Here is a 22,580-nt window from a genome sequence, read left to right on the forward strand (position 1 = left end):
GCAGGCGAGGCAGAAAGACTGCGCCGATAAGCGGTCCGCCGACCCCTGCTTCATTCAAGGAGACGATGCGGATGCAATTGGATGTTTCGAACGAGGTCCTGGGCGCGATGCCTTCGACCGGGCAGGCGCACACGCATGCGCACGCTCATGCCCAAAATCCCCACGGGCTGAGCCCGAAGTTGCATAACAACGATCTGGCGCCCACGAAGTCGGAAGGGCGGCGCTGGGGCCGGTACAGCATCTTCGCGCTCTGGACCAACGATGTGCACAACATCGCCAACTATTCCTTCGCTATCGGGCTGTTCGCGCTCGGCTTGTCGGGGTGGCAGATGCTGGCGTCGCTGGCCATCGGCGCGGCGCTCGTGTACTTCTTCATGAACCTCACCGGGTACATGGGGCACAAGACCGGCGTGCCGTTTCCGGTCATCAGCCGCATAAGCTTCGGGGTGTACGGCGCGCAGTTGCCCGCCATCATTCGCGCGGTCATTGCGATCGCGTGGTTCGGCATTCAGACCTATCTCGCGTCGGTTGTGTTGCGGGTACTGCTCGTCGCCGTTTGGCCTGCACTCGACGCCTTCGATCACAACGCCATCCTCGGGCTTTCGACGCTCGGCTGGGCGAGCTTCGTTACCATCTGGCTCGTGCAGATCGCGATTCTGGCGTACGGCATGGAGATGGTGCGCAAGTACGAGGCCTTTGCCGGGCCGATCATTCTCGTGACCGTCACGTCGCTGGCAGTGTGGATGTATCACCGTGCGGGCGGCCACATCGCCATGTCCATCGGCGAGCCGCTGACCGGCGTGAAGATGTGGACGAAGGTCTTCGCAGGCGGCGCGTTGTGGCTGGCGATCTACGGTACGCTGGTACTCAACTTCTGCGACTTCACGCGAGCATCGCCCAGCCGCAAGGTCATTCGCACGGGCAACTTCTGGGGCTTGCCGGTCAACATCCTGATCTTCGCCGTCATCAGCTTCGTGCTGGCCGGTGCGCAGTTCAGCCTGAACGGCCAGATCATCCACAGCCCGACGGAAATCATCGCGACCATTCCCGACAAGACGTTTCTCGTGCTCGGCTGTCTTGCCTTCCTCGTCGTGACGGTGGCTGTGAACATCATGGCGAACTTCGTCGCCCCGGCCTTCGTGCTCACGAGTCTGGCACCGCATCGGTTGACGTTCCGCCGCGCGGGCCTCATCAGCGCCACGATTGCCGTGCTGATCCTGCCGTGGAATCTCTATAACAGCCCGATCGTGATCGTGTATTTCCTCTCGGGACTGGGCGCGTTGCTCGGGCCGCTGTACGGCATCATCACCGTCGACTACTGGCTGCTGCGCAAGACCTGTGTGCACGTGCCGCATCTCTACACGGAAGCCCGCGACGCCACCTATCACTACGCCCGCGGCGTAAATCCGAAAGCGATCGTCGCGCTCGTGCCGTCGGCGATCACTGCGGTGACCGTGGCGCTTGTGCCCGCATTCAGCGCACTCACGCCGTTCTCGTGGCTGCTGGGTGCCGCGATTGCCGGTGGTGTCTATTACGCGATCTCCGACCGCCGCCAGCCGTTCGAAGACTGCTCGGGCGAACACTTCGCCGTCGACAGCGCCGCGCACTGAATTACCCCCAAGGAGTGCTTCATGAAAATTCTGGTCGTGAACGTCAATACGACGACCGCCATCACCGACGCCATTGCGAATCATGCACGCACGGCGGCGTCGCCCGGAACAGAAATCGTCGGCCTGACGCCACACTTCGGTGCGGAATCGGTCGAGGGCAATTTCGAGAGCTATCTTGCCGCGATTGCCGTGATGCAACGCGTGCTTAGCTACGATCAGCCGTACGACGCCGTGATTCAGGCGGGCTACGGCGAGCATGGCCGCGAAGGCTTGCAAGAGCTGCTGAACGTGCCCGTGGTCGATATCACTGAAGCTGCCGCGAGTGTCGCGATGCTGCTGGGGCACCGGTACTCGGTGGTGACCACGTTGGACCGGACCGTGCCGCTGATCGAAGACCGTCTGAAGCTCGCCGGACTCGACGCGCGATGCGCCTCCGTGCGGGCAAGCGGTATGCCCGTACTGGAACTGGAGCGCGACCCGGTGCGTGCGGTGGAAGCGGTGGTGCAGCAGGCAGAACGGGCGGTGCGCGACGATCGCGCCGAAGTCATCTGTCTGGGCTGCGGCGGCATGGCTGGGCTCGACGCCAAGATTCGTGAGCGCACGGGCGTGCCGGTCGTCGATGGCGTCTCTGCTGCGGTCGCGCTGGCGGAGTCGCTGGTGCGCCTCGGCTTGCGCACGTCGAAGGTGCGCACGTATGCGACGCCGCGCCGTAAGCAGATTGTGGGCTGGCCGGAAGCGTTGATGCGCTGCGCCTAACGAGGTCCCCGGCGCATGCCTCATCCCCATTTGCGGCTCATAACAAGAACTCATGAAACGCCGCAGCAACCCGATATGCGGGAAAACTAGAGGCGCGCGCCGCCGCCGGTCTGGATATATTGAAGCCAGACCGGGGCCGCCATGAGGGCGGTCCGGCGAGGAGACGCAGTGGAAACGCATGGCGAACTGCACCGGGCGATACTGAACAACATTCCCGATCAGGCGTGGCTCAAAGACACCGAGTCGCGCTACATCCTCGTGAACGACGCCTTCATGGCCGCGTGCGGGCGCACCGAGAAGGAAATCATCGGCAACACCCCCGACAAGGTCTGGTCGTCCGACTGGGGCCGCGTCTATCTGTCCACCGACCGTGCCGTGGTCGTCAGCGGCAAGCGTCGACGCTACGAAGAAAGCCGCCCTGGGGCCGACGGCGCACCGCGCTGGTTCGACACCGTCAAAATGCCCGTGCGCGACGCCAACGGCCGCATCGTCGGCACCGTCGGCATCTCACGCGACATCACCGATCGAAAGCGCTCCGAAATGGCGCTGCTCGACTCGCGCGCGCAACTGCGGCAGCTGTCCGCTTACCTGCAATCGGTGCGCGAAGCCGAGCGCACCCGCCTATCGCGTGAACTTCACGATGAACTTGGGCAATGGCTCGGCGGTTTGCGCCTTGGTTTGAGCTATCTCGAAGCCCAGCCGGGCACCGTGCCGCCCGATCAGCCCGCGCACGTGCAGATGCTCAAGGAGCTGGTCGACGCCACCATCGACGCGGTACATCGTATTGCTGCCGATCTGCGCCCCGCAGTGCTAGACGAACTCGGGTTACATGCTGCGCTGGAATGGCTCACAGAATCCTTCACACAACGGCACGGTTTGCCGTGTGAACTGCATATGGCTGAAGACGTGACCGTCGGCCTCGATAGCGAGTGCAGCACGGCCATCTTCCGTATCGTGCAAGAGTCCCTCACCAACGCGAGCCGGCATGGGCAGGCGTCGCAGGTGACGGTTTCCATCGATCTGCGCGACGGCCACTGCCACGTCACCATCGCCGACGACGGCCGCGGCATGGACACCACGCGCGCCGGACACGGCCAGCGGCTCGGTCTGATGGGCATGCGCGAGCGCGCCCTAATGCTCGGCGGCGCATTCGAAATCGACAGTCAGCCGGGGCAGGGCACGCGCGTGATCGCGCGTATCCCGCAGCATCCGGCGGGCGCAGACGGAGCGCCCCAATAATGCGCATCATGATTGCCGACGATCACGCGATCATTCGCGACGGCCTGAAAAAGATCATCTCGACCTCGCCCGACATGTGCGTGGTCTCCGAGGCGGTCGATGGCGCAGACGTGCTCAATCGCTTACGGTTGACCACGGTCGACGTGCTGCTGCTCGATATGTCGATGCCGGGTAAGAGCGGCATCGCGCTCATTCAACAGCTCAAGGCGACCTATCCGGCGTTGCCGATACTCGTGCTGAGCATGTACCGCGAATCGCAGTACGCGGTGCAAGCTATCCGAGCAGGGGCCGCAGGGTATCTGACGAAGAACGCCGAGTCCGAGCAGTTGATCGGTGCAATCCGGCGCGTCGCGCGCGGTGGCACGGTAGTGTCGCCACTGGTCGCCGATAAGCTCGTGCGGCAATTGCAGCAACCCGCCGAAGTGCTGCCGCACACGCGGCTCACCGCGCGCGAATTCCAGATCTTCCAGATGCTCGTCGAGGGCAGTGGCATCAACGACATTGCGCGTTGCCTGTCGCTCTCGAGCAAGACGGTCAGCACCCATAAGGCCAACATCCTGACCAAGATGGATATCGCGTCGACCGCCGGTCTCGTGCACTACGCCATCGAGCATGGGTTAATCGTCGCAGGCACCGACGCCTAAGCGCTTCCTTGCGCGCACTTGCCGCAGGTTTTCCAAACGCCTCCACTGCGTGCCGAACGCCATCGGCGGCGTCGCCGCGTCCGCGTTTTCCCGCAGCCATTGCCTCGCATCGGCAATTGCTGCACCGCGTCTAGGGAAATTCTTAGACGAAAACCAGCAAATCCCGATGCCCCAGTCGCAGGCACTCCCATAACCTGATTCTCAGCATGATTCAGCCCCCTCAGTCCGACTAAGGGGCAAATGCCGAATGCCACCCCGGCCGCCATCGCAACGAAGCGACAAGCAACACAACGCACTTCAACACAACAACATCGACACCATTCGAGACCCTAGGAGACGGCACCATGCATGTGGACTTGCTAATTAACAACGTGTGCGTGCGCGACGAAGCGCCGCTCGTGGATATCGCCATCAAAGGCGGGCGCATCGTGGCGCTGGAGCCGGGCATCGACGCCTCGGCCGATGAGATCATCGACGCGCAAGGACGCGCCGCGATCCCCGGTCTCATCGAGTCTCACCTGCATTTGGACAAAGCGTTGCTGCATCGCCGGTTGCCCGCGCGTTTCGGCACACTCGACGAGGCCATTCGCGTCACTGGCATTCTCAAGAGCAAGCAGGAGCGCGAGGACGTGCTCGACCGCTCGCGCCAAGTGCTCGACATGGCAGTCAAGCACGGCACGGTCGCGGTGCGCGCGCACCCCGACGTCGATCTGATTCAGGGCCTGATCGGCGTGGAAACGCTGCTCGCGCTCAAGGACGAGTACAACAGCCTGCTCGACTTGCAGATCGTGGCGTTTCCGCAAGAAGGCATTCTCAAGTCCAAGGGCACGTACGAGCTGATGATCGATGCGCTGCGCATGGGCGCGGACGTGGTCGGTGGCTGCCCGTACAACGAGTTGAACTGGGAAGACACCAAGCGTCACATCGACATCGTGTTCGAACTGGCGCAACGCTTCGACGCACCGGTCGACATGCATGCCGACTTTGCCGACGACACGAGCGACCAGCGCTTCGCCGCGATCTCCTACATCGCACAGAAGACCATCGAGACGGGCTATCAGGGCCGCGTGTCGCTGGGCCACGTCACAAGTCTCGGCGCGCTAGACGCCGACGCGCTCACGCCCCTGATTGAGCAGATCCGCCTTGCGGGTATCAGCATCGTGACGCTGCCCGCGACCGACCTCTATCTGGGCGGGCGCAAAGATCAACAGAACCAGCGCCGCGGCCTCACACCCGTCAAAGCCCTGCACAGCGCAGGCGTGAACGTGGCCTACTCGTCGAACAACGTGCGCAACGCGTTCACGCCGTTCGGTAAGGCGGACATGCTGCTCATCGGCAACCTGCTCGCGCACGTAGCGCAGTTCGGCGTGCCAGAACATCAGCAGGCCATTCTCGACATGGGCACGCACAACGCGGCGCGCGCCATCGGGCTGTCGCACGACTACGGCATTGCCGTGGGCAAGCAGGCCGACCTCGTCATTCTCGACACGTTCAAAGTTGCCGATGCGCTACTCGACATCCCGCCGCGCGCGTGGGTGATCAAGCGCGGGCGCATTACGGTGGTTACGCAGCATCACTGCGAGATCCATCGGCATTCATGTTGTTGTGCGCAATGAAGTTCCTATAAAACTCAAGGAGACAATCATGAAGAAGCTGCCTGCGGAAGTTGTTGCCTCGTTACTTGCTGTCACGACCATCCCGATTGCCATGCTGCCGCTGCACTTGCCGCCGTGGGCGATCTTCATCAGTTGGGCTGCCACGTTTGCGATGGGTGGGCCGACCTTCGTCAATCTCAAACGCATCTGGGCCACGCTGCCGGTCGGATCGTTCTTCGCGTTCCTGATCGTGCTGGGCTTCAAACAGGCCTCGACACAATTCACCGGCAACACGCTCGTGCTCGCCGAGATGGTCATTCTCTTCACCGGCAACGGCACGATGATGGCGCTCGCTCGCGTGTTCCCGGGCCTGAACTTTATTCCGGGCATGTTCTTCGGCTTCGCCACGTATTTCGCCACGCTCTTCGGCGGCTTCGGCCCGGTGCCGCAAGACCCGATGGCGGCGCTCGGTGCGGCCGTTGCGATGAATGCGCTCGGCCCGGTCTACGCATGGGTGAAGGAGCGCTACTCGGCACCGGAAGTCACGCATCACCGCAACTGGAAGGGCTGGAAAGCCGAAGTCTGAGTCACTTGAGCGGTGCATGACATCGCGGATAGCCGCGGGGCGCTTACCAGTGTCGGGCGCGCCTCGCGGCAAGAAAACACCACGCAGGGAGGCAGTATGACGTTCGCAGGGAAAGCGGCCACAGGGCCGTCGACGACACACTTGGGCACGACAAAAGACGGCGGCACCACGCGCCGCGATTTTCTGATGAGCACGGCGGCGCTGGCGAGCAGCGCAGTGTTACCTGTCGCGACAGCCGAAGCAGCGGGCGTTGCCGACGCGGTGGTGGCAGTGCCCGCCTCCCGTGGCGATCCGCGCTTGGCGCAATCGACGCGCGGCATGGTCACCAGTCCGCATGAATTGGCTAGCGAGGCCGGGCTGGAAGTGTTGCGAGCCGGTGGTAATGCCATCGAAGCCGCCATCGCCATCGGCGCGGTGCTTGCCGTGACATATCCGCATTTCACCGGGCTGGGCGGCGACGCGTTCATGGTCATCAGCGACCGTGACGGCAACGTGCGCACGCTCTCCGGCATCGGTCAGTCGGCGGCCAAGCTGCCTGCCTATCAGGGAGAAATTCCCGTGCGCGGCCCGAGCGCCGCGTTGACGACGGCTGCGACCGTCGCCATCTGGGAGAAAGCGTACGAGTTCGGCCGCACGCAGTGGGGCGGCAAGCAGTCGTGGTCGTCGTTGTTTTCACGCGCCACCGAATATGCAGCCAATGGGTTCCCCGTCACCCCGTCGCAGCACTTCTGGCAAACGCTTCGCGCGAACGAGTTGGCGAGTTGGGAAGGCTTCGCTTCGGTGTACATGCCGAACGGCCGCATTCCGCAAGCAGGCGAACCGTTTGTTCAGCCTGCGCTGGCGCGCAGCCTCGATAGCATTGCAACGCACGGCGGGCGCGAGTTCTACGAAGGCGATCTGGCAGCGCGTGTCGCTGCCGGGCTGAAGCGCGTTGGCTCGCCCCTGACGTTGGACGATCTCGCACGCACCCAAGCTCGCGAGGAAGTGCCGCTGCGTGTGGCGTATCGCGACGGCGAATTGCTGGGTCTGCGTCCGCCCACACAAGGGGTGACGACGCTGGAGATCATGGGCATTCTTAACCGCTTCGATCTGGCGTCGATGCCGGAGGGGAGCGCGGATTACTACCACGTGCTGGTCGAAGCGGTGAAACTCGCCTTCATCGATCGCAACCGCTACGTGGCCGACCCGGACTTTGTCGACGTGCCGCTCGATCGCATGCTATCGAGTGCGTCGCTCGACGCGCACGCACGTAGCATCCGCATGGATCGTGCGATGCCGTGGCCGCACGTCTACAAGACGGGCGACACCGTGTATATCGGCGCGACGGATAGCGCAGGGAACTGCGTGAGCATGCTGCAAACGGTGTATTTCGACTGGGGCAGCGGCGTGGTGCTCGGTGACACCGGGGTGCTGTGGCACAACCGTGGCGCATCGTTCAGCCTCGACGAGCGCAGTCCGAACGTGTTGCGACCGGGCAAGCGCCCGTTCCACACGCTCAATCCCGGCATCTACCTCAAGCAGGGGCGTCCGAGCCTGCTGTACGGCACGCAAGGTGCCGATGGTCAGCCGCAGACGCTGGCGGCAGTGTTGACGCGGTTGATCGACTACGGCATGGACCCGCTGACCGCCCTCGGCCGCCCGCGCTTCCTGCTGGGCAAAACATTCTCGGATAGCCGCGACAGTCTCAAGCTCGAACAGGATGCCGGAGCCGCGGTGTTCACGGCGCTGACCGCCCGCGGCCACGAAATGAGCCCCTTGCCGCCCCAAAGCCAGCTTGCCGGGCATCCCGGGGCGATTCGCATCAGCGCGCAAGGGCAAATGAGCGGGGCGCACGACCCGCGCAGCGACGGGCGGGCATTGGGTGTGTGAGCTGATGACATCAACAAACGTATGACGACGTGCCCGACAACGCCGGAAACCCCAGTTGTCGGGCACTCATAGTGCGTGATACAAGAACGACTGCCTATCGATAAATCAAATAGTGACTATGGCTGGCAGTGCGAAATCGAATCGACCGCTTTTCGATCTGGATCTGTTGCGCTCGATCATCATGGTGGCCGACTGCGGCAGTTTCACCACAGCGGCCGCGCGCCTTCACTCGACACAATCGACCGTGAGCCAAAAGGTGCGGCGGCTCGAAGATATGGTTGGACACAAGTTGCTCGACCGGGGCAATCGCGAAGTGCACGCCACCGATGCCGGTGAGATGCTGCTCGGCTATGCCCGTCAGATTCTGGCGCTTAACGATCAGATGTTCGAAGCGCTTTCCGGCGCAGTGGTGGCGGTAACGGTGCGTCTGGGTGTGCCTGAGGATTTCGCCACGGGCGCGACGACGCAGGTGCTCGCGGGCTTCAACCGGCAGTATCCGCAAGTCAAACTCGAAGTCACGAGTGGTTTGAGCCGCGACTTGCTCGGCAGCTACGATCATGGCGAACTGGACCTCGTGCTGGTCAAGCAGCGGCGCAACAGCCGTGAATCGGTAGCTTGCCGACCCGAAAAGCTCGCGTGGATCGACAGCGCAACACATCCCTCGTTTGCCCTCGACCCTGTGCCGCTCGTCACGTTTCCCACACGCGGCCTCTATCGCGACGACATGATCAATGCGCTCGAAGCGATGGGGCGCAACTGGCGCATCAGCTTCACAAGTTCAAGCCTGAGCGGTATTCAGGGGGCGGTGGCCGACGGCATGGGCATCAGTCTGGTGCCGCCGCGTGCGGTGTTGCCGGGCCATGTCGTGTTGGGGCGCGCACAGGGGTTGCCGGTGGTCGATACGTTCGAGCTGGCGATCTTTCATCGACCGACGGCCGACCCGATGGTCAAAGCCTTGGCGAAGGTGCTGGTCGGTATGCTGGAATCGAAGACGCGCTCAGCGAAGTGACGCTGCGTTTTGTCAGGTCATAAAAAAAGCCGGTGCGGCAGATTGCCGACCGGCTTTTTGCATCGAAGCTAACGCTCGGACACGTGATGCCGTGCGATGCTTAGCGCGGCTGTGCGCCCAGCGTCAGGTTCATGTGACGATTGACGTCTTTGTACAGCAGGTAACGGAACGGGCCGGGGCCGCCTGCGTAGCAAGCTTGCGGGCAGAACGCGCGCAGCCACATGAAGTCACCGGCTTCGACTTCCACCCAGTCTTGATTCAGACGGTAGACGGCCTTGCCTTCGAGCACATACAGGCCGTGTTCCATCACGTGCGTCTCGGCGAACGGAATCACGCCGCCAGGCTGGAACGTCACGATGTTCACGTGCATGTCGTGGCGCATGTCCTGAATGTCGACGAAGCGCGTGGTGACCCAACGGCCATCGGTGCCCGGCATCGGGATCGGTTCCACGTCCTGCTCGTTCTTCACGAACGGCTCCGGATACGGCAGGCCTTCCACGGCTTGATAGTGCTTGCGAACCCAGTGGAAACGCGCCGTGCTCTGGCTCTGGTTGCGCACTTGCCAGTCGGTGGCGGGCGGGATGAACGCGTAGCCGCCCGGCGTCAGCTTGTTGGCCTTGCCTTGAATCGTGACGGTGATTTCACCTTCGACGACGAACAGCACGCCTTCGGCCTTGTCGTCTTGCTCCGGCTTGTCGCTACCGCCGCCGGCGCCCACTTCCATGATGTATTGCGCGAACGTCTCGGCGAAACCCGAGAGCGGACGGGCCAGCACCCACAGACGCGTGTTGTCCCAGAACGGCAGGTGGCTCGTCACGATGTCGCGCATCACACCCTTCGGGATGACGGCGTACGCTTCGGTGAACATGGCGCGGTCGGTGAGCAGTTCCGTTTGTGCCGGATGCCCGCCGTGCGGCGCGTAATACGTTGTCTTCGACATTGCTAGTGACTCCTGATGACGCTAGTTTTTCTCCCCATCGTTCGCCTTTCATTGCCGGGGTTACACGCTGCGCTTGGGGGCGCGCACAGCGGGCTTCACCTCGGCGCGACGAACGCTAGCGACGCCGTGACCTCGCGCAGGCCCGGCATCGCGCATGACAGTCAGGTCGGGGTGGACCCTGCTGTGTCCTTCAACAGGGCGGGGTCGAGCGCAAGCTGCGCCGGGCCGCCCCAGTAACGTCCGTGACGAATCACCGCGCGCGCTGCCGGGGCAGCCGCCACCGCAGCGGCGCCGTTCGGCGCATCGAACACGACGAAGCTCGCTTCGTTGCCTTCGCGCAGGCCGTAATCGGTTTTGCCAATCACAGCGGCGGCGGCATGCGTTGCCATGTCGAGCGCGACTTGCAGGTGGTCGTCGGTATAGAAGCCCGAGCGATAGCCGATGAGCATCGCGCGTTGCAGCATGTCGCCGTTGCCATACGGCCACCAGCTGTCCTGAATATTGTCGTTGCCGGTGAACACACGCACGCCGGCTTCGCGCAGTCGCAGAATCGGCGGGAACGCGCGATCGCCGGGGGCGTTCGTCATGATCGAGACACCGGCATCGGCCAGCGCACGCGCGATGACGTCAAGTTCTGCGAGGCCGATATCGCCCAGCCCGTAAGCGTGGCTCACCGACACGCGGCCCTGCAAACCAGCGGCCTGCGTACGTGCCGCGATGCGGTGCAATTGCGCGAGCCCCGTTTCGCCGGGTTCGTGCAGATGAATATCGATCTTCGTGCCGTGCTTCTCGGCAATGCCGAACACCACGCTCAGTTGCCCTTGCGCGTCGCCGTCGAGCGTGGTCGGGTCGATGCCGCCGACCACTTGCACGCCTTCGCGCACGGCGGCTTCAAGCACGTCTGCCGTGCCGGGGCATGTCATGACGCCTGCCTGCGGAAATGCCACGAGCTCGATATCGAGCAGATCGCGCCATTGGTCGCGCATGGCCATCACGGCATGCAGGTGGGTGAGATTCGTGCTCGCATCGACATCCACGTGGCAACGCATGGCCACGGTGCCGAACGCGACGCATTGACGCATGAGGGCGTCGGCACGTTGCGTCATCGGCGCGGCAGCAGCGATTTCCTCTTTTTCCGCAGCCAATCGCTCGCGCAACGTCGCGGCGGGGCGATGCGGGCGCCAGCGGTCGCCGAGGAAGCTCTTATCGAGGTGAATATGGCCGTCGACAAAACCGGGCAAGACCAGCTTGCCTTGCAGATCGATGACTTGCGCGCCGTGGGTTTCCGGTGCCTGAGGGCCGACGTAGGTGAAGCGTCCGTCGCGCGTGGCGAGGTGGAGGGGTTGGCCGTCGGCACCAACGGCGCCAACGAAAACACGGTGAGTCATTGAGGGGCCTCTGTGCTGCCCGGGGCCTCGCTGGCGCTGCCTGCCTTCCAGTCGGATAGCGTTGGCTAGAATTGGCGCAATCGCGCCGCGGGGTCTCGTGGGGTAATGAACTGCGGGGAAAGACTTACAAGATAGCGAACGGACCGAACATCGACAAATTAAATATCAGAATGGACAGCATTCGATTTCTAAATAGCTGAGCGATGCTCGGACGTCTCGGCCGACCATCTCAGGCGACCACAAGACTCAACGGCCAATCGAACGTGCCGACGACTCCGGCGTCGCGGTCCGTCACGATCGCCTGAAGCGTCAATTCCACGCTACCTTCGGCGGCGACGTCGAGTTGCCAGAAGGCGTCGTGGGCAGGTTGTTCGTCAAGCGTGGCGGGGTCTTCCATCTGCGGCACGCGCACGGTGGCGTCCGGGTTGGTTTGCAGCGTTAGATTCGTCAGCACATCGTCGCTGGCCAACTGCAAGGTGAGCAGTACGGCCTGCTCGCCGCGCAGGGCGGTCGGCGACCACCTGACACGCACCTGTTCGCCGGGCAGGGCGTTCAGATGGAGTTGTCCGTCGTTGCGAGTCAGCAGTGAATCCATCCCCGTGCACAGGGCGTAACAACAAGTGGCCTCGGACTCCCCGGCGAGAAGCGCAGCGGTATCGATGACGAGCAATACCGAGACACCGGTGGCGCTTGGCTCACACGAATGAGGCGGCTGGTCTTTGGACATGGTGGCTTCCTTGCCGTGCGGTGTGGAGGCTCGCGATCCACCGGGCGGTGGATCGCCGCCTGATGGGACTCAGTCGTTACGGATGCTGATAAACGGATCCCATTGATAGCAGCCGCAGAGATTGCCGCTGCGATCGAGAATCTGGAACTGGAAGTGATACGTCACACGGCCCGTCTTGAGCGTTTCGCAAGACCAGAAGTAGTTCGAGACCTGTTGTTTCTTCGGATGGGACGGGTCGTCCGGGTTGGGCACGGGAATCTTGACTTCGGCCTCGCGCGGCGACGGGTCGGAGATCAACTTGACCTGGCTGCTGACGAATTTGTAGAAGATGCACGACTCTTCGAAGCCCAGCGAGAGGGAGTTCTCGCGCCAGCGAATCACGTCGCCGATGCGTGCGGCGACATCGAGTTCGCCACCCGCTTGGCCGCTCACCACGTTCTTCTGCGTGACGATCATGAACACGTGCTTGGCGTCGATCAACGGCGGGTTAGACATGCTGCTGTTCCTGCCATACCGATCGAGAACCGCCTTGGTGTCGATTGCGACGAGTACATCAGTAACTTCAGACATTTGAATCTCCACAAAAGGGCAGAGCGAGATGCCGTCAGTCCGAATGACGACGGGCACGACGCGCGGCAAAAGCGATGCCTCGCGTTTCATTTGTGGAAGCTAGAAGGCGTGAAGGGGCGCGACAACCTATCGGCGTTGCACTGCGCTGTAACTCATAGGCGACGTTTGCGAGTAGTACGTGGAGAACGTTGGCTTCGCGAGTCGTGGGAGGCAGTCCGTCAAAAACTACAAAACGGCGGATTGAAACGACGCCGCCCGGACCTGTACTACCTGTAGGGCCCGGGCGGGTATTGAGGAGGAATTACGGCTTGCGGCTGTGTTGCAGGCGGTCGAGCACATGAATGCTCAACCGTGCGGTGTGGCTGCGCATGGCGTTATAGGCGCCTTCAGCATCTGACGCGAGCACTGCTTCGACCACTTTATCGTGCTCGTCGAATGACACGGTGAAACGTTCTTCGACGTCGGATTGCGCGGCCCGGAACGGGGCCAGCCGTTCGCGATGACTGTCGATGAGGGCCATGAGCGTCTTGTTCTGCGTACCGGCGCTGAGCAACTGGTGAAACTCGCGGTTCAGCGCCAGATAACCGGCTTCGTCACCGGCATCCATGCATTGCTTGCTTTGGACGTGCAGCATTTCCAGCTGTTTCTTCTGCATGGCGCTCATGCGTTGGGCGCTCAGGCGGCAGCACAGCGCGTCGAGTTCGCACATCGCTTCGAGCATGTCGGACAGATCGTCGACGCTGATGCTTGCGACGACGCCGCCCTTGTGCGGCGTGAGTTCGATCAGGCCGCGGGCGTTGAGCTCGCGCAGCGCTTCGCGAATCGGCGTGCGCGAAGCCTTGAAGCGCTCGGCCAGCACAACTTCTTCCAGCTTGCGTCCTGGCGGCAGACGACCGTCGATGATCTCGTCGGTCAGCTCCCGGCAGATTCGTGCGGCAATGGTTTCGGCCATGGTTAGTTATCTCGCTCCGTGGACGTGCATTTTTTTCTTGAGTTGGCTCGGATTGTATACATGCGGATTATAAGGGTATTTTTTCCCGGATTTGTGGCCTGACGCCGCATTCCAAGGGAACGGCGGGGGTATTTGTTGGGGGTTGTGATGTTGTTGTATTCAAAAATGCATTTTGGGATGCAATTTGCTGAGATAGTATACATGTGAGTTTGCTGGCATTCGGCAAACCCCATTTCGTCACAGCTGTGACCTATCCATCAGAAGGAGACATTCCATCATGGCCAAACTGCGTCATATCGCGCTTTCCGTACCCGATCCGTGGAAGGCGGCCGAGTTCTATATGCAGGCGTTCGACTTTAAGAAGGTTGGCGAAACCGACTCGTCGCTCGCCCGTGGCGTGTACCTGTCCGACGGCGTCATTAACCTCGCGCTGCTCAACTACAAGAACGACGAAGCGGCGGGCGACCGTGGCCGCGAGTTCGTGGGTCTGCACCACATGGGCATTTGGGTGGAAGACGTCGAAGCCGCGCGCGCGAAGATCGAGGCCGCAGGCGGGCGTTACTACATGGGCGAAGTGCCGGTGAAGAGCAACATCTTCTACGAAGTGAAGTTCTTCGACCCGAACGGCGTGATCTTCGACGTCACCGCGCACGGCTGGGGCGGCGCCTCGAAAGACGGCACGGGCAAGGACGACGCGCCCAAGCTGCGCCACGAAGGTCTGCAAGCCGACCGCAAGGGGCTTTGATTCGCACCGCGCGCCGCCATTACCGGGGCGCAATCTCCCCGCCGGCCATCGCGTGCCGGCGGCGGCCATCGCATATCAGGGGTAACCCGCTATAAAAAAATAGCCCGTTTGTATAAGCAAATAGCGGTAGAAATTCAATTTCTTTGCTATGTATAATCATTCGAAAGATTGTATACATACAACGGGCGAGCGGCAGACACCCAGCAAGGGGCGCCGCAAATAAAACGAGAATTCTCAGGAGACGGCATGAAGAAGCGAGTGTTATGTGCATTGCTACTGGGCGCAATGCAGGGGGGCGCCTACGCGCAAGCATCCGGAGGCGTCACGCTCTCGGGTTTTGTGGACTTGAACATCGAGCAGTTGTGGCAATCGGGCGCGAATGGCGGCAAGGTCACGCGCATGTCGAGCGGCGGCTTGAACAACTCTCGCTTCAATTTGAGCGGCTTCGAAGAACTGGGCGGCGGCAATCGCGCCTTCTTCACCTACGAGCCGATGTTCTCGGCGAACAACGGTACGCAGTCGGCACAGGCGCGTCAGTCGTTTGTCGGCCTGAAAGGCCCGTGGGGTGAAATTTCGCTGGGCCGTCAATTCACGCCGTCGTACTGGATCGCAGGCTACGCCGACCCGAGCTGGGCGGCCGACTTCAGTATGGTCAACAACATGGAGTTCTTCTACGCGTCGTACCGCGTCGACAACTCCATTCAGTACAAATCGCCGACCTTTTACGGCCTGACGGCGCGCTTCATGGCCACCACGGGCGTGGGCGATACCACGCGTGCCGGGCGCTTCCTGTCGGCCGCGCTCGAATACCGCAACGGCGGTGTTTTCCTGGGTGCCGTGAGCGAGTTGCAATACACCCGCGACATCTACTCGGCGAGCCAGATCCATTCGTCGCGCGATAACTACTTTGCTGCGACGTACAAGTGGGGCAGCGTCGAGCCGACCTTGATCTATCACACGTACAACGGCTACTACGCCTACCCGCCGTATGTCGCATTCAACGTGCGCGGCTGGGACGTGCAAGCCGGTGTGCGTTACGCACTGACCGATCGCCATCGCTTCTACGCGAGCTTTGTCCACCGTCAGGACGACGACAACAAGGCGCTCTCGAACGCCAATGGCTTCGTGATCGGCTACATGTACGGCATGTCCAAGCGCACCACGCTTTACGCGACGTTTGCCCACATTCAGCACAGCAACGACACCACCGTGCATTACCCGGTCACGTTCCAGGTCACGCCGCTGGGCAACCAGAACCCGTCCGGTCTGCAACTGGGTATCCGGCACGCCTTCTGATCGCACTACCTGAATCCACGCCGCCGGCACGCGATGTGCTGGCGAGAAGACTTTGAAACGAAGGAGGAAGACATGTTTCGCAAGCCCACACTCGGCGTATCGCTCACCGCCACGGCGGTACTCGCTGCGCTGACGATGACGCTGGCCGCTCACGCTTCTGCACCGGAAGCCGCACCTGCTGCCGCATCCGCCGCACAACCCGAAGCGCAACCCACGGGCACGCCCGGCACGCCGAACGTCAAAGACCCGTATCTGGCGGGATGGTTGAGCCTCACGCCCGATCGTTCGCCCAAGCCGCTCAAGCCCGGCGTCGACTACGGCATGGACCCGGCCACTGGCAAGTTCATCTGGCCGAAGGCCACGCCGGAAGTGCACACGGGCCAGAAATTCCCGGGCGAACTGCCGTACTGGGATAAGAAGAGCTACACCAAGAACGTGAAGGTGCTCGCCTTCTATCCGGGCGTCGACTCGCCGTTCCACGCATGGAACAACATCGCCGACTTCAACGGCAAGCGCTATCTGTACATCCACGACCGCGACTACCTGCGCATCATGGACGTGACCGACCCGGCCAACGGCAAGGTCGTGTTTTCGAAGGGTGGCGTGTGGGGCCCGAAGGGATCGAGCGAGAAGTTCGACCCGAACAACGTGCACGACTATCTGGGCGGCGCGACCATCGTCTGGAGCAAGAAGCTCGGCAAGCCGATCCTCGTGGCGTCGTTCGAAATTGGCCGCTACGGCCTGATGACGGACAAGTCGAAGCAACCGGATAAGGTTGCCGCACAGCGTAACTACAACGATCTGAAGGGCTTCAAGGTGTTCGAGATGGACGGCCCGCTGCCGTCCGACTGGAAGCTGATTGCTACGCGCACCACCGATTACACGCGCCCTAACGCCCCCGTCGGCGAACAGCGTGGCTCGGGTTCGCTCGACTCGCCGGAGTTCTACGGCGGCAAGTACATGATCTTGTCGGCCGCGCCGGACGACAGCTACGCGCTCACCGAATACCCGAACTATCTGTACTCGCCGGGCTATCAGGTGTGGGACATGTCGGACCCTGCCAACCCGAAGTTCGTCTCGCAGATTTCGGTCCCGGGCCAGATTCTCGGCAACACGGAACATGAGCAGGCGTACCTCCAGAACGCACGCGCAGGCAACCGCACGTCGTGGATGGGTTCGCGTATGCCGATCTTCTTGCCCAAGCCGCTGGAGAAGGGCGGCAAGGTGGGCTTCGGCGCGATGGGCGGTTTGGGGCTGTGGTCGTTCGATCTTTCCGACCCGGCACACCCGAAGGTGATGGGCAATGTCAACACGCCGCCGAGCTTTGCCGGTACCGAGTACGACAACGCCGACGTGAGCCAATACGAGCGCACCGGCTACGTGCTCACGAGCGGCTACCCGATGAACCGCGACTGCTACGAGCCGTACAAGGACATCTTCGTGGTCGACGCGCGTAACCCGGCCAAGATGAAGGTCGCGGCCAAGCTGCCGGAGCCGGCAATTCCCGAAGGCGCGCCGTTCACCAGTTTCTGCCAGCGTGGCGGCAACTACGGTCCGAAGCGCTCGAACTCGATCGGGCAGCCGGGCACGTGGCGTCAGGGCATCGTGCCGTATTCGTTCTACAGCGCAGGCGTGCAGATTTTCGACGTGAAGGATCCGGCCAAGCCGACCATCGCCGGTTACTTCGTGCCGGGCCTGGCCGACGAGACCGAACTGCCGGTCTACACGCTGGGTAAGGGTGTGTTCGCGATGTACACCGAGTACGACCGCAACATCATGTGGGCCTTCACCGAGAACGGTGCCTACGCGCTGTCGAGCCCGCTGCTGGGCGAGCCGGTGATGGGTGCCCCCGCAAAGCCTTGGCCTGCACGATAAGTCTTACGTGCGATTTAGCGTGACGTGGGGCACGCACCGGCGAAGACCGGCAATGCGTGCCTCCACCGCTGACGACTTCACAGGGCCTCCAAAGTGAAGTGTTGAGGCGGGCAACCTCCGATGGTCTCCCGGTTGCCCGCTTCTTTTTTTATCCGAACGTTTTGTTGCTGTGAACGGGAACGATGGCGTTCACGGCAGCGGGTAACGGCGAGCCGGCGAGATGGGCGCGCACGTTGCCGAGCAGGACATCGATCTGGGCTTGTAACGCCGCAGGCGAGCGGCCGGACACGTGCGGCGTGAGCACCACGTTTTCGAGCATGCGCAGCGCGGACGGTACTTCGGGTTCGGTCTCGTACACATCGAGCGCGGCACCGGCAATCACGCCGTCGCACAGCGCTTCGATCAGCGCCACGGTATCGACCACGCTGCCGCGCGCCACGTTCACGAGAAAGCCCTTGCGGCCAAGTTGCGCGAGTACGTCGCGGTTCACCAGATGGTGCGTCGCCGGGCCTCCGGGGCAAGCCAGTACGAGGAAGTCGCTATCGCGCGCAAGCTCGCCGACGTTGCCGTAGTGCTGCCACGCACAGTCCGTGCGTGCCGAGCGCGTGTGATAGCCGATCGACATGCCGAAGCCCGCCGCGCGCAGCGCGATGGCCTGACCGATGTTGCCAAGGCCCACGATGCCGAGCCGCGCGCCATTGAGCGTCGGGCGCGGGGCTCGGTGTGATTCCCAGCCACCGGCCTTGACGGCGCGGTCGAGCGTCACCAGTCCGCGCGAAACAGCAAGCATCAGCGCCAGCGCGTGATCGGCCACGGTCTCGCCGTTCGTGTTGGGGGCGTGCCCGACAGCAATGCCGCGTTGTGTGGCAGCGGCCACGTCGATGTTCTCGAACCCGGCACCGAACGCGCAAACGAGTTCGAGCTTCGGCATGGCTTGCATCTGCGCGGCCGTGAGGCCGGTGGTGCCGTTAGTGAGCACCAGGCGGGCCGATGCGAGGGCCGCCAAATCGACCGGTTCGATCGACGGTCGGCGCACGTCGAGGTCGTGCAAGCGCACGCCAGCCGCGAGCAGTTGCGCACGTGCCTGCGGGGCCAGCGCGATGAGATTGAGCATCAGGGGAGCATCGGTCATGGGTGCCTTAATCGCTACGTAGTGAAGGATTGAAAAATAAAATACAAATCATTTGCCATGTATACATATGCTATGTATTGTATGTTCATAGAGCAACAAGAAAGACAACCGATGTGTGTTAAGGACATCGAATCTAAGTAAGAAGACAAGGAGATAGGCGTGACTTGGTTTGGTATCGCAACTTATGAATCGCTGGCCCCGGGTGCGGGCGCCGATCGCCGTACGGCGCTGGTGCAACATGGCCGTCTTTACGATCTGGAAGCTGTGCTGCGCCACACGGGCGCGGGCAACGACGACGGCCTGCTGGCTGCGCAGGATCTGACGGCGCTGCTCTCCGACTGGTATGTCCATGGCGAGACCGTGATGACGGCCGTACGTCAGGCGCTCGACGCCGGTGTCGTGAGCAAGGTCGGCGCGCTGGAGACAAACCAGTACCGCTTGTGCGTGCCGTATCAGCCGGGCCGCATCTTCGCGACGGCCTCGAACTATTACGAACATGCCGCGGAAATGGGCACGAAGCTCGCGCCGCGCAGCGAAAGCTCGCCGTACATGTTCATGAAAGCCGAGACGAGCGTGACCGCCACCAACACCGACGTGGTGCTGCCCCCGCATGCCGAGCGCGTCGACTGGGAGGTCGAACTGGCCGTGGTGATTGGCCGTCCGGGCCGCCACATCTCGGTGGAGCAAGCCCACGAGTGGATCGCCGGTTACACGGTGATTAACGACGTGAGCGCCCGAGATCTCAACCGCCGCACCGACTATCCGTTTACGCACGACTGGTTTCGCGGCAAGAGTTTCGATACCTTCGCACCTCTGGGGCCGTGGTTTGTGCCGCGCGACGTCATTCGCGATCCCCAGAACCTGCGCATGACACTGTCGGTCAACGGCGAGTCGATGCAGGACGACACGACGGCAGGGATGATCTTCAACATTGCGGAGCAGATCGCTTACCTGTCAGGCATCCTTACGCTCAAGCCCGGCGACCTGATCGCCACGGGCACGCCGACCGGCGTGGGCATGGGACGTGGCGTGTATCTCAAGGCGGGTGACGTGATGGTGGCGGGTATCGAGGGCATTGGCGCCATCGAGAACCGCGTCGTGGCACAGCGTCAATAAAAAAGGCCGCTCGAGCGGCGGCCAGGAGGAGGCAGCAATGCAGCAGTGGCAGTGGGCTAAGCGCTGGTGGACGGCGCTCGCATGTGTCGGAAGCATCGGAGCTGTGGGCGTGAGCGCCCTGTGGGCGACCCCCGTCGCCGCGCAGGAGAAAGTGAAGTTCAACCTCTCGTGGCTGCCGCAGGGCAGTACCGGCGGCGTGCTGGTCGCCATCAATAAGGGCTTTTACCGGGAAGCCGGGCTCGACGTCTCGGCTGTGGTCGGTCACGGCGGGCAACGCACCGTCAACGAAGTCGATCAGGGCTTGTTCGATTTCGGCTATGGCGACCCGATCAGCGTGATGCTCAATCGCGCGCAGGGCGGCAAGACGGTCATGGTCGGCTCGGTCAACGTGGCGTGGCCCGGCGCCATCTGCTACCTCGTCAAGCCGGGACGCACCATTACCAAACCGGCCGACCTCAAGGGTCTGACGATGGGCGGCGGCGGGGCATCGCCGTTGCAAAACATCGTTCCGGCATGGCTCAAGGCCAATGGCCTGCCGCCCACGTCGGTGAAGTTGCTGCGCCTCGATCCGTCGACCATCAACCCGTCGTTCCTGCAAGGCCGCGTCGATCTGACCGAATGCTGGGAAGGCGCGAACCTGCCGGTGCTGCGCTCGCTTGCGGCGAAGCAGGGCCGCGAGATCGGTATGTTGCGCTACCGTGATTTCGGGCTCGATATGGTCGGCAACGGTCTCGTGACCACCGAGACGATGATCAAGCAGAAGCCCGACGTCGTGCGCCGCTTCGTGCAGGCGACGTATCGCGGCTACGCCTGGCTGCGTGAGCATCCGGAAGAGTCGGCGGCCGTCATCGCCTCGCAATACCCGATGCTCGACAAGCAGGTGATGCTCGAACAGGTCAAGCAGATCAACGGTCTTGAGGGCGACGCGGAGACCAAGGGTCACAAACTCGGCTGGCTGCCCGTGCCGCGTATGGAGGCAACCGCGAAGTTCGTGCGCGAAGCCTTCAACTTGCCCGCGACGCTCAAGGCGACGGATATCTATACCAACCAGTTCGTCGAGTGAGGCACCCCGGTAATCCTCGCGAAGTTACGTAATACCCCTCGCAAGCCCCCGAATAGAAGCAAAGCAAGGAGTGGAGATGACAAGCCTCAAACCCAAGCGTCTCGGCCATCTGGTGCTGGTCGTGCGCGATATCCAGAAATCGGTGAAGTTCTACACCGAAGTGCTGGGCCTGACCGTATCCGACTGGATCGACGATCAGATGGTGTTCCTGCGTGCCGGCACCGATCACCACGATCTGGCGCTCTCGCAAATTCCGAAGAACTCGCCCGACATCGACGATCTGCCGCGTTACAGCCGTCCGGGCATGGAGCACTTCTCGTACCTCGTCGAGAGTGTGGACGAGATGGAGAAAGCGGTCGACGTGCTGCGTGCGCACAACGTCGAGATCGTGCGCGGCATTGGCCGCCACGGCCCGGGCGCGAATTACTTCCTCGTGTTCAAAGATCCGGATGGCAACAACGTCGAGTTGTATTGCGAGATGACGCAGATCGACGCCGAGCATCCGTACGAAGCGAAAGTGTGGGAGCGCAACATCGAGAGCTTCGACCGGTTCCGCTTCGAGCGTTTCGTGGTGCCGCCCCCGCCGGGGATGGTCAAGGATAAGTCGGGCGGCAAAGCATAACGCGCCGGCAATCTGGAGGAGACATCACATGAAACGCATCGCACAGACGATCGTATTTTGGGGCGTACTGCTCGCCCTGTGGGAACTGGCCGTGTCGTACTTCAAGGTGCAGTCGTACCTGATGCCGCCGCCGTCAGCGATCTTTCGCGCCGCTTGGGAAGTGCATCCGCAGATGCTGTCCGACACGTGGGTCACGACGGTTGAAGTGCTTACGGGCTTCGTGGCCGCAGTCGCCGGTGGCTTGCTAATTGGCGTGGTCATCAGCTACAGCGCCTTCGCGCGCCGCACGCTGTACCCGTTGGTCACGGCGCTGCAAAGCATGCCGAAGATCGCGCTCGCACCGCTCATGATCGTGTGGTTTGGCTATGGCTTCGCGTCCAAGCTCGCGTCCACGTTCCTGTTCGCCTTCTTCCCGGTGGTGGTGGCCACCATGGGGGGGCTGGCGTCGGTGGCACGCAACCTCGACGAGCACTTCCGTGCGCTGGGCGCCAGCCCGTGGGACACCTTCTGGCGGCTCTACCTGCCGGCGGCGCTGCCCGCGTTTGCCGACGGTCTGAAGATCGCCATGCCGCTCGCGGTGATCGGTGCCATCGTCGGCGAGTTCATCGGCTCGGAAGAAGGGCTTGGGCACTTGATCGTGTTCGCATCGGCGGCGGCTCGCACCGATGTGATGTTCGCAGCCATCCTGATGGTGACGCTGTTGGCCGTGGTGCTGTACTGGGGAATCGAGCGCCTCGCGCGCATGGTTTGGTGGCGAGGAATCAACGTATGAATACCGTGACGAAACTGCACACGGCGGCGCAGGCCGCCCACTCGGCAAGCACCGAGCGCGCACCGTCGGCCCAG

General features: G+C 62.5%; 21 protein-coding genes. 15 read left to right on the top strand and 6 right to left on the bottom strand.

Annotated features, from left to right (window positions below; all coding sequences use genetic code 11):
- Positions 1-107: 107 nt before the first annotated feature.
- The 8 genes from ACPWR9_RS09930 to ACPWR9_RS09965 all read left to right on the top strand — a co-directional run bounded on the left by ACPWR9_RS09930 (position 108) and on the right by ACPWR9_RS09965 (position 9,308).
- Complete coding sequence (locus ACPWR9_RS09930; RefSeq protein WP_426297981.1) at positions 108-1,610, top strand: NCS1 family nucleobase:cation symporter-1; 1,503 nt, start codon at positions 108-110, stop codon at positions 1,608-1,610.
- A gap of 21 nt (positions 1,611-1,631) precedes the next feature.
- A complete protein-coding gene (locus tag ACPWR9_RS09935; RefSeq protein ID WP_426297105.1) occupies positions 1,632-2,366 on the top strand; it encodes an aspartate/glutamate racemase family protein in 735 nt (244 codons plus the stop codon).
- 168 nt (positions 2,367-2,534) lie between these two features.
- The gene (locus ACPWR9_RS09940; RefSeq protein WP_426297104.1) at positions 2,535-3,605 is read left to right on the top strand and encodes a PAS domain-containing protein; all 1,071 of its coding nucleotides are present in this window, start codon (positions 2,535-2,537) and stop codon (positions 3,603-3,605) included.
- The gene (locus ACPWR9_RS09945) at positions 3,602-4,249 is read left to right on the top strand and encodes a response regulator (RefSeq protein ID WP_426297979.1); all 648 of its coding nucleotides are present in this window, start codon (positions 3,602-3,604) and stop codon (positions 4,247-4,249) included. The genes ACPWR9_RS09940 and ACPWR9_RS09945 overlap by 4 nt, the downstream gene beginning before the upstream one ends.
- A 344-nt stretch (positions 4,250-4,593) precedes the next feature.
- Positions 4,594-5,865, top strand: a complete 1,272-nt coding sequence (locus ACPWR9_RS09950) for an amidohydrolase family protein (RefSeq protein ID WP_426297103.1) — start codon at positions 4,594-4,596, stop codon at positions 5,863-5,865.
- Between the two features lie 28 nt (positions 5,866-5,893).
- Positions 5,894-6,430 (top strand): DUF1097 domain-containing protein, encoded by a 537-nt coding sequence (locus ACPWR9_RS09955; protein WP_150677935.1) that lies wholly within the window; start codon positions 5,894-5,896, stop codon positions 6,428-6,430.
- 186 nt (positions 6,431-6,616) lie between these two features.
- A complete protein-coding gene (gene ggt / locus ACPWR9_RS09960) occupies positions 6,617-8,299 on the top strand; it encodes a gamma-glutamyltransferase (protein WP_426297977.1) in 1,683 nt (560 codons plus the stop codon).
- Positions 8,300-8,417: 118 nt separating this feature from the next.
- Positions 8,418-9,308, top strand: a complete 891-nt coding sequence (locus tag ACPWR9_RS09965) for a LysR substrate-binding domain-containing protein (protein WP_150677936.1) — start codon at positions 8,418-8,420, stop codon at positions 9,306-9,308.
- 100 nt (positions 9,309-9,408) lie between these two features.
- On the opposite strand, the gene ACPWR9_RS09970 is transcribed toward ACPWR9_RS09965, so the two are convergent.
- The 5 genes from ACPWR9_RS09970 to ACPWR9_RS09990 all read right to left on the bottom strand — a co-directional run bounded on the left by ACPWR9_RS09970 (position 9,409) and on the right by ACPWR9_RS09990 (position 13,885).
- A complete protein-coding gene (locus ACPWR9_RS09970) occupies positions 9,409-10,248 on the bottom strand; it encodes a bifunctional allantoicase/(S)-ureidoglycine aminohydrolase (RefSeq protein ID WP_150677937.1) in 840 nt (279 codons plus the stop codon).
- A 161-nt stretch (positions 10,249-10,409) separates the two neighbouring features.
- Positions 10,410-11,636: an amidohydrolase family protein gene (locus ACPWR9_RS09975; protein ID WP_426297102.1), complete on the bottom strand. Its 1,227-nt coding sequence runs from the start codon at positions 11,634-11,636 to the stop codon at positions 10,410-10,412.
- A 229-nt stretch (positions 11,637-11,865) separates the two neighbouring features.
- On the bottom strand, positions 11,866-12,363 hold the full coding sequence (locus tag ACPWR9_RS09980) for an AidA/PixA family protein (RefSeq protein ID WP_426297101.1): 498 nt from the start codon (positions 12,361-12,363) through the stop codon (positions 11,866-11,868).
- A gap of 69 nt (positions 12,364-12,432) precedes the next feature.
- Positions 12,433-12,933 carry an inclusion body family protein gene (locus ACPWR9_RS09985; protein WP_150677940.1) on the bottom strand — a complete coding sequence of 167 codons (501 nt, stop codon included), beginning with the start codon at positions 12,931-12,933 and terminating at the stop codon, positions 12,433-12,435.
- Between the two features lie 301 nt (positions 12,934-13,234).
- Positions 13,235-13,885, bottom strand: coding sequence for a GntR family transcriptional regulator (locus tag ACPWR9_RS09990; RefSeq protein WP_426297100.1), 651 nt, complete (start codon positions 13,883-13,885; stop codon positions 13,235-13,237).
- A 277-nt stretch (positions 13,886-14,162) separates the two neighbouring features.
- On the opposite strand from ACPWR9_RS09990, the gene ACPWR9_RS09995 reads away from it, so the two are divergent.
- From ACPWR9_RS09995 to ACPWR9_RS10005, 3 genes are all read left to right on the top strand, one after another.
- A complete protein-coding gene (locus ACPWR9_RS09995; protein WP_246182371.1) occupies positions 14,163-14,630 on the top strand; it encodes a VOC family protein in 468 nt (155 codons plus the stop codon).
- Positions 14,631-14,876: 246 nt separating this feature from the next.
- Positions 14,877-15,926, top strand: a complete 1,050-nt coding sequence (locus ACPWR9_RS10000; protein ID WP_150677943.1) for a porin — start codon at positions 14,877-14,879, stop codon at positions 15,924-15,926.
- Positions 15,927-15,998: 72 nt separating this feature from the next.
- Positions 15,999-17,801 carry a hypothetical protein gene (locus ACPWR9_RS10005; RefSeq protein WP_426297099.1) on the top strand — a complete coding sequence of 601 codons (1,803 nt, stop codon included), beginning with the start codon at positions 15,999-16,001 and terminating at the stop codon, positions 17,799-17,801.
- A gap of 148 nt (positions 17,802-17,949) precedes the next feature.
- On the opposite strand, the gene ACPWR9_RS10010 is transcribed toward ACPWR9_RS10005, so the two are convergent.
- A complete protein-coding gene (locus ACPWR9_RS10010) occupies positions 17,950-18,933 on the bottom strand; it encodes a 2-hydroxyacid dehydrogenase (RefSeq protein WP_426297098.1) in 984 nt (327 codons plus the stop codon).
- Positions 18,934-19,092: 159 nt separating this feature from the next.
- On the opposite strand from ACPWR9_RS10010, the gene ACPWR9_RS10015 reads away from it, so the two are divergent.
- The 4 genes from ACPWR9_RS10015 to ACPWR9_RS10030 all read left to right on the top strand — a co-directional run bounded on the left by ACPWR9_RS10015 (position 19,093) and on the right by ACPWR9_RS10030 (position 22,506).
- Positions 19,093-20,049 (top strand): fumarylacetoacetate hydrolase family protein, encoded by a 957-nt coding sequence (locus tag ACPWR9_RS10015; RefSeq protein WP_150677946.1) that lies wholly within the window; start codon positions 19,093-19,095, stop codon positions 20,047-20,049.
- Between the two features lie 37 nt (positions 20,050-20,086).
- The gene (locus ACPWR9_RS10020; protein WP_426297097.1) at positions 20,087-21,112 is read left to right on the top strand and encodes an ABC transporter substrate-binding protein; all 1,026 of its coding nucleotides are present in this window, start codon (positions 20,087-20,089) and stop codon (positions 21,110-21,112) included.
- A 76-nt stretch (positions 21,113-21,188) separates the two neighbouring features.
- On the top strand, positions 21,189-21,734 hold the full coding sequence (locus tag ACPWR9_RS10025) for a VOC family protein (protein WP_426297096.1): 546 nt from the start codon (positions 21,189-21,191) through the stop codon (positions 21,732-21,734).
- A 28-nt stretch (positions 21,735-21,762) separates the two neighbouring features.
- On the top strand, positions 21,763-22,506 hold the full coding sequence (locus ACPWR9_RS10030; RefSeq protein WP_150677949.1) for an ABC transporter permease: 744 nt from the start codon (positions 21,763-21,765) through the stop codon (positions 22,504-22,506).
- The last annotated feature ends 74 nt before the right edge of the window (positions 22,507-22,580 follow it).

The organism is Pandoraea pneumonica (assembly GCF_049918595.1).
In the GTDB taxonomy this organism is placed as follows: domain Bacteria; phylum Pseudomonadota; class Gammaproteobacteria; order Burkholderiales; family Burkholderiaceae; genus Pandoraea; species Pandoraea pneumonica_A.